This window comes from Microbacterium sp. B24, assembly GCF_000333415.1.
Classification (GTDB): domain Bacteria; phylum Actinomycetota; class Actinomycetes; order Actinomycetales; family Microbacteriaceae; genus Microbacterium.
Window position 1 is genome coordinate 1 of sequence record NZ_BADB01000473.1, and the last position, 3,212, is coordinate 3,212.

A 3,212-nucleotide genomic window follows, 5' to 3' on the forward strand; every position below is an offset into this window, starting at 1 on the left:
GCCGGGCGCTCATCATGTCGGTCGGCGCGCTGTTGCTGCTGCTCGTCGCCGACGACTTCGACTACTGGTGGCAGGTGCTCCCGGGCATGGTCGTGTTCGGGCTCGGACTCGCCCTCACCGTCTCTCCCCTCACCTCGACGATCCTCGGGGCCGCCGACCCGGAGCGATCCGGCATCGCCTCCGCGGTCAACAACGCCGTCGCCCGCGTGGCGGGGCTGCTGCCGATCGCAGCCCTTGCCGCGATCACCGGTGGCGCACTCGATCTGGCCGGCTTCCACCGGGCGGCGGTCACCACGGCCGCGCTTCTCATCGTCGGCGGACTGGTCTCGCTTCTCGGTATCCGCAACCCACGCCGATCCAGCTCGGATGCGTCGGGAGGAGACGCCGAGGGAGTCGCTCACCCGGCGGCGGAGCCTCCGGGCCCGTAGAGCGCCGCGATGCCGGGCGACCCGATGCCGCCCTCGTACGTCGGATGCTGCGGCCACCCGGGCGGCGAATCCTCCCACGCCTCCTGCCGCCCGAACGGCAGCACGTCGATCAGGCCGTGAAGGTGTCCGAGCTGCTCGGTGCCGCGCCCGTCGGTGTGCCACGTGCGGTACACCTTCTCGCCGTCGCGCAGGAACACGTTGACCGCGAACCCCGCGTCCGGCGGCGCCCCCATGTCGGCGCCGAACGGACTGTGCGCCGTCGAATACCAGTCCATGCGGTTGCCCACACGCTCCCGGTAGGCGAGCGCCTCGTCGATCGGACCCTGCGTCACGATGACGAACCGTGCGTCGTAGTCGTCGAGGAACTCCAGCCGCGTGAATTGGGCCGTCCAGCTCGTGCAGCCCGGGCACTGCCACTGCTTCCCGTCCGTCCACATGTGGCTGTAGACGATCAACTGTCGCCTGTCGCCGAAGAGGTCGACGAGGCGCACGGGACCGTCGGGACCCTCGAGCACATAGTCGGGCAGCTCGACCATCGGCAGACGTCGCCGCTGCGCGGCGATCGCGTCGAGCTCTCGGGTCGCCGCCTTCTCGCGCACGCGCAGAGCGGCCAACTCGCGCCGCCAGGTGTCGAGGTCGACCACCGGAGGCAGGGCAGGGGCATCGTCCGTCATGCCGGCATCTTTCGCCCCTCGGACGCCGTCCGCAAGACCCCCCTGCACGCCGCCGTTTCGCACGGCTGCTGCCGGCGGTGGCCGCGGCATCCCCCGGCCTGTCAGACTGGGGCCATGAGCGTGATCGAGAACTCGAAACTGACCGTCGTCGGCGCGGGAGCGGTCGGATCCTCCGTGGCCTACGCGGCCCTCATCCGCGGCTCGGCCCGCCACGTCGCCCTCTACGACATCGCCGCGGAGAAGACCGAGGCCGAGGTTCTCGATCTGGCACACGGCGCCCAGTTCACCGGGTCGAGCGACATCATCGGCGGTGCCGACATCTCGGTCGCGAAGGGCTCGCACGTCGTGGTGATCACGGCGGGCGCCAAGCAGCGACCGGGGCAGACCCGTATCGAGCTGGCCGGCGTCAACGCCAACATCCTGAAGTCGATGATGCCGCAGCTGCTCGACGTCGCTCCCGACGCGACGTTCGTCATCGTCACCAATCCGTGCGATGTGCTGACGGTGCTCGCGCAGGAGACCACCGGCCTGCCCTACGAGCGCATCTTCGCGTCGGGCACCGTGCTCGACACCTCGCGACTGCGCTGGAAGATCGCGCAGCGTGCGGGCGTCTCCATCTCCAGCGTGCACGCCTACATCGTGGGCGAGCACGGCGACACCGAGTTCCCGCTGTGGTCGCACGCGACCATCGGCACCGTCCCGATCCTGGAGTGGCAGCCCCTCGACGGTCAGCCGCCGTTCACGGTCGAGGAGCTCGACCAGATCGCCGTCGACGTGCGCGACGCCGCCTACAAGGTCATCCAGGGCAAGGGTGCGACGAACTACGCGATCGGCCTGTCCAGCGCCCGCATCGTCGAGGCGATCCTCGACGATGAACACGCCGTCATGCCGGTCTCGGCCGTGCTCGACGACTTCCACGGCGTGAGCGGTGTCGCCCTGTCCGTCCCGGCGGTCGTGTCGGCGGCGGGCGCGGTGCCGATCCGCGAGACGTCGTTCTCCGACCACGAGCTCGGTCTGTTCCGTCGCTCGGCCGACGCCCTCCGCGAGGTCGCCGACTCGCTGCGCTGATCTCTCGCCGTCCACGGGGTGGCCGGCGCTACTGTCGGATGCCGCGACTAGCCTGAACGCATGGCATCAAAGCGCACCGCGACCACGAGCGCGTACCGCTGCACCGAGTGCGGCTGGACGAGTGCGAAGTGGGTCGGGCGATGCGGGGAGTGCCAGCAGTGGGGAACGGTGGTCGAGGCCGTATCGTCGACGCAGGTGCATGCGGTGACGCCGCTCGCGCCGACGCGTGCGGCGCGCCCCATCACCTCGATCGACACGCGTGAGACGCCGCGGCGGACCACCGGCGTCGGCGAGTTCGACCGCGTGCTGGGCGGGGGCCTCGTGCCCGGTGCGGCCATCCTGCTGTCCGGCGAGCCCGGCGTCGGGAAGTCGACGTTGCTGCTCGAGGTCGCCGCACAGACCGCCCGCGCCGGTCGGCGCGTGCTGTACGTGAGCGCCGAGGAGTCGCTCGGACAGGTGCGCCTGCGCGCCGAGCGCACCAGCGCCCTCCACGACGAGCTCTACCTCGCGAGCGAAACCGACCTCGCCACGATCCTGGGCCATGTCGACGACACTCGTCCCGAGCTGCTGATCGTCGACTCCGTCCAGACGGTCGGCTCCAGCCTCGTCGACGGAGCGCCGGGGCATCCCAGCCAGGTGCGCGAGGTCGCGTCGACGCTCATCCGCGTGGCGAAGGAGCGTGATCTTCCGGTCATCATCGTCGGCCATGTCACGAAGGACGGGCAGGTCGCGGGGCCGCGCGTGCTGGAGCACCTGGTCGACGTCGTCTGCCACTTCGAGGGCGACCGGCAGACCGCGCTGCGCTTCGTCCGCGCCCTCAAGAACCGGTTCGGTGCCACCGATGAGGTCGGCTGCTTCGAGCAGACGAGTCGCGGCATCGCCGAGGTGCCCGACCCCAGCGCCCTCTTCCTCGGCCACGGATCACGCGAACCGGGCACCTGCGTGACCATCGCGATGGAGGGACGACGTGCACTTTCGGTCGAGGTGCAGGCGCTCACGCTGCCCGGTTCGGGCCCCACCCACGGCGCATCGTCAGCGGCGT

At 70.6% G+C, this 3,212-nt stretch carries 2 protein-coding genes and 2 pseudogenes; 3 read left to right on the forward strand and 1 reads right to left on the reverse strand.

The window, feature by feature from the left end:
• Positions 1-428, forward strand: a pseudogene (locus I5I_RS13860) (MFS transporter); the annotation flags it as partial.
• On the opposite strand, the gene I5I_RS13865 reads toward I5I_RS13860, so the two are convergent.
• Entirely contained in the window at positions 398-1,102 is a 705-nt protein-coding gene (locus I5I_RS13865; protein ID WP_036321027.1) for a DUF899 domain-containing protein, read from the reverse strand. The pseudogene I5I_RS13860 and the gene I5I_RS13865 sit on opposite strands and share 31 nt — an antisense overlap.
• A gap of 114 nt (positions 1,103-1,216) precedes the next feature.
• Between I5I_RS13865 and I5I_RS13870 the strand changes: the two genes are divergently transcribed.
• Together I5I_RS13870 and I5I_RS13875 are read left to right on the forward strand one after the other, a co-directional pair.
• Positions 1,217-2,170 (forward strand): L-lactate dehydrogenase, encoded by a 954-nt coding sequence (locus I5I_RS13870; RefSeq protein ID WP_016463670.1) that lies wholly within the window; start codon positions 1,217-1,219, stop codon positions 2,168-2,170.
• 60 nt (positions 2,171-2,230) lie between these two features.
• Positions 2,231-3,212, forward strand: a pseudogene (locus I5I_RS13875) (DNA repair protein RadA); the annotation flags it as partial.